At 39.3% G+C, this 3,620-nt stretch carries 3 protein-coding genes and 4 tRNA genes; all 7 read left to right on the top strand.

Features of this window, described 5'->3' with window-relative positions:
- Window positions 1–219 precede the first annotated feature (219 nt).
- The 7 genes from murB (at window position 220) to ABXG98_RS18935 (ending at window position 3,543) form a co-directional block, all read left to right on the top strand.
- Window positions 220–1,254, top strand: coding sequence for a UDP-N-acetylmuramate dehydrogenase (gene murB / locus ABXG98_RS18905; RefSeq protein WP_353540269.1), 1,035 nt, complete (start codon window positions 220–222; stop codon window positions 1,252–1,254).
- Between the two features lie 7 nt (window positions 1,255–1,261).
- Complete coding sequence (birA, locus tag ABXG98_RS18910) at window positions 1,262–2,239, top strand: bifunctional biotin--[acetyl-CoA-carboxylase] ligase/biotin operon repressor BirA (RefSeq protein ID WP_353540270.1); 978 nt, start codon at window positions 1,262–1,264, stop codon at window positions 2,237–2,239.
- Window positions 2,236–2,958 carry a type III pantothenate kinase gene (locus ABXG98_RS18915; RefSeq protein ID WP_353540271.1) on the top strand — a complete coding sequence of 241 codons (723 nt, stop codon included), beginning with the start codon at window positions 2,236–2,238 and terminating at the stop codon, window positions 2,956–2,958. Before birA ends, ABXG98_RS18915 begins: the two co-directional genes overlap by 4 nt.
- A gap of 151 nt (window positions 2,959–3,109) precedes the next feature.
- Window positions 3,110–3,185 (top strand) — tRNA-Thr (locus tag ABXG98_RS18920).
- A gap of 39 nt (window positions 3,186–3,224) precedes the next feature.
- Window positions 3,225–3,309, top strand: a tRNA-Tyr gene (locus tag ABXG98_RS18925).
- A 67-nt stretch (window positions 3,310–3,376) separates the two neighbouring features.
- Window positions 3,377–3,451: transfer RNA gene (locus ABXG98_RS18930), tRNA-Gly, on the top strand.
- A gap of 16 nt (window positions 3,452–3,467) precedes the next feature.
- Window positions 3,468–3,543 (top strand) — tRNA-Thr (locus ABXG98_RS18935).
- Window positions 3,544–3,620 lie beyond the last annotated feature (77 nt).

Consider the following 3,620-nt stretch of genomic DNA (forward strand, 5'->3'; position numbering starts at 1 on the left):
TTACGAATGTGACGGGCTTTTTGCTTTCCTGAATTCTATAATCTGATGATTTCAAAAATAAAGTGGGTAATGGTACCGATAATACTCTGATCATGACATTGTAGAGTAGTTAAAATTTAGTGGATATATGACGATATAACCTTTCATCCACTGCTTTCTCTGGTGTTGAATATAATATTAAGTACAATAACCATATGTTAACTACCCTAAATAACACCTATGGAATCAAATCAGCAGTTTTGCTTGCAAAAAAATAATAGCTTTAATGTTCGAACAATATGCCCAACTATCCATATTCTAAACACTAAGGATGATCTAGCGAAGTTGCCTGAGCTAATTACTGATAATTTTTATATTCTTGGGGAAGGTAGTAACACCTTGTTCGTTGAAGAACGTGCCCCTCTAATTATCAAACCAGAGTTGAAAGGCATAGACGTTTTTGAATCTCAAGATAAGCATGTAGTAAAAATTGGAGCAGGAGAAAATTGGCATAATCTTGTAGAGACTTGCCTAACACGTGGAATTTATGGCTTAGAAAACTTAGCATTGATACCTGGTAGTGTCGGTGCTGCACCTGTACAAAACATTGGCGCTTATGGTGTAGAGTTCGCCGATTTTTGTACGTATGTACTATGGTACGATTTTGCAAGTAACCAGATAAAAACATTAACCAATCAAGATTGTAGGTTTCGGTATAGAGATAGTATCTTTAAGAATGAACTTTATAATAAAGGGATTATTATTGAAGTCGTTATGGCTTTCCCTAAAAAGTGGCACGCTAACTTAAGTTATGCTGGCTTAGATGTATTAGCAGAAGACTCTTCTCCTATTCAAATCATGGAAAAAGTCATTAGTCTACGCCAAGCGAAACTCCCAGATCCAAATATACTAGCTAATGCAGGAAGTTTTTTTAAAAACCCAGTGATCTCCATGCAGCAATTTAAATCACTGCAAAAGACTTTTCCTGATATACCACATTATCCACAAGCTGAAAATCAGACCAAACTTGCAGCTGGTTGGTTAATTGAGCAAGCGGGCTTAAAAGGTTACCGTGAGCGCGGGGTGGGTGTTCATCAGCAACAAGCACTTGTTCTAGTGAATTACGAGAGTACGAAAGGCAGCGATATTGTTGACCTAGCAGCATTAGTTCAACAACGAGTATTTTCAAAGTTTGCTATTTCTATAACACCGGAAGTGCGAATGGTTACAGCAAACGGTGAACAAGATTTTGCTCAGTTAATCAAACATAAGTGAATATAGTATGGCAAAGGCAGTGAGAGAGCATTTGATTAAAATGTTAGCTAAAGGAGAGTTTGTTTCAGGACAAGAGATGGGAAATCAGTTAGCAATTAGTAGGTCGGCTATATCAAAGCATATCAAGGCGTTAATAGAGATGGGCTTAGACATCTATAGTGTAACAGGTAAAGGGTATAAACTATCGCAGCCTATTAATTTATTAGCCCTGGACCAAATTATCAACGCATGGCCAGATAATGAAACAGTCCCTGAGATAGAAGTCCACAGTTTAATCGATTCTACCAATAGTTATTTGTTACGGAGATTGCCTAATCAAGTTTCTCAAGGACAAGTATGCCTCGCTGAATTTCAAAGTGCGGGTCGAGGCCGGCGAGGGAGGCAGTGGATATCTCCATTTGGCTCACAAATATATCTATCAATGTATTGGCAATTATCACAAGGTTTATCTGCGGCGATGGGGTTGAGCCTAGTTACAGCTTTAGCTGTGAGTGAAGCAATCTATGTAAATACTAACATTCGCGTGCAACTTAAATGGCCAAATGATATTTATTTGCAGGGTGTTAAGTTGGCAGGAATACTCATTGATCTTGAAGGGCAACCGCTAGAGCCTAGTCACAGTGTTATCGGCATAGGATTAAATGTAAATATGCCCGCTCAAGCAGCAAAACAGATTGATCAGAAGTGGACGGATATTCAGAGTCATAGTGAGCAGAAGATAGACAGAAATAGTTTATGTGCACAAATAATATATCAGTTAGTGGTTAAGCTCGAACGTTATCAGGCTGAAGGATTAACGACAATGATAGATGAGTGGAATACCCAAGATTGTTACTTAAATAAACGGGTTAAATTGTTAACAGGGGAGCGGGTCACTAAAGGTATTTGCCGTGGGGTAAATAATCAAGGAGCATTGTTGCTAGAGGTGGATGGTCAAATTAAACCGATATACGGTGGAGAAGTCAGCCTTAGAGGTGATGAATGATAGTGTTAATAGATATGGGTAATAGCCGAGTGAAATATTGCACCTCTGTTCAAGGAAAATTGACACCAATAAATGTTGTAGATAACAAGGAATTTACGTGCAGACTATTTGAAAACCAATTTCATAAGAGCAGTAAAGTCATTATTGCCAGTGTTGGCGATAAACATTTAACTGATGCGTTATTTGACTGGTGTAAAGCTAATAATATTAGTTATCAAGAGATCAGTAGTGAAAAACAAAAAAATGGTGTGGTAAACGGATACCAAGTACCAGCTCAGTTAGGTGTAGATAGATGGCTAGGGTTGCTGGGAGCAGCAGCGAACTTTGCTAACAAAAACGTATTAATAGTTGACTCGGGCACAGCGACTACGATCGACTTTCTTGGGGCTGACGGGCAGCATCATGGCGGTTGGATTCTATCGGGTATTAATACACTGGTTACTGGTATTATAGCAAACACAAGTTATGTTAAAGCAAATAGCAATGAACCTGTATCTCTAAGCTTTGGTGCAAACACCTCTGAAAATGTTCACAATGCAGCATGGGCGGCTACCGTCGGATCGGTTAATGTAGGAATATCGCAGATACAACACCAAGGGATTAACTTAGATGAAGTAGTATTTACTGGCGGTAATGCCCTAAAACTTTCATCTTTAATTAATTACCAGAACAAGGTGATTCCCGAATTGGTTTTTCATGGTCTTCAAAGCTATATTTAAGCGCTACTGCATAGAATTAAACAGGCTTTGAGTAAAAAAGCATCAAACACACACTAATCTTTCAGGAAAGTAACAAAAACATCTATTTTTTTGAATTTTACGCTTGCAAGCGGCAAAACATTACTCTAGAATTCGCACCACTTAATGTAGTGCCGACTTAGCTCAGTTGGTAGAGCAACTGACTTGTAATCAGTAGGTCGCCAGTTCGACTCCGGCAGTCGGCACCATTAATACTGCTTCGCAAGTGTGAAGTGGGTAAGTATATTGGAGGGGTTCCCGAGTGGCCAAAGGGATCAGACTGTAAATCTGACGGCTCAGCCTTCGGTGGTTCGAATCCACCTCCCTCCACCATATTTTTAGCTTATGCTTTTATAAAGTAAAAGCGTGAACTTAAAACAGAGATAATCTGATAGAGTTAGCGGGTGTCGTATACTGGCTATTACCTCAGCCTTCCAAGCTGATGAAGCGGGTTCGATTCCCGCCACCCGCTCCAATCTTTGTATATGAATGCTGATATGGCTCAGTTGGTAGAGCGCACCCTTGGTAAGGGTGAGGTCGGCAGTTCGAATCTGCCTATCAGCACCATTCCTTAGATTAATCTATCCTTATTATCTCAAACAAAGTAAGAAATAAACTTAATTTTATACCCAGAGGTATTTTAA

The organism is Colwellia sp. KU-HH00111 (assembly GCF_040362745.1).
GTDB lineage: Bacteria > Pseudomonadota > Gammaproteobacteria > Enterobacterales > Alteromonadaceae > Colwellia.

What these genes read in the sequence shown, in the direction of transcription:
- murB (WP_353540269.1), top strand. Translation starts at nt 220, where the DNA reads ATGGAATCAAATCAGCAGTTTTGCTTGCAAAAAAATAATAGCTTTAAT.
- birA (WP_353540270.1), top strand. Translation starts at nt 1,262, where the DNA reads ATGGCAAAGGCAGTGAGAGAGCATTTGATTAAAATGTTAGCTAAAGGA.
- ABXG98_RS18915 (WP_353540271.1), top strand. Translation starts at nt 2,236, where the DNA reads ATGATAGTGTTAATAGATATGGGTAATAGCCGAGTGAAATATTGCACC.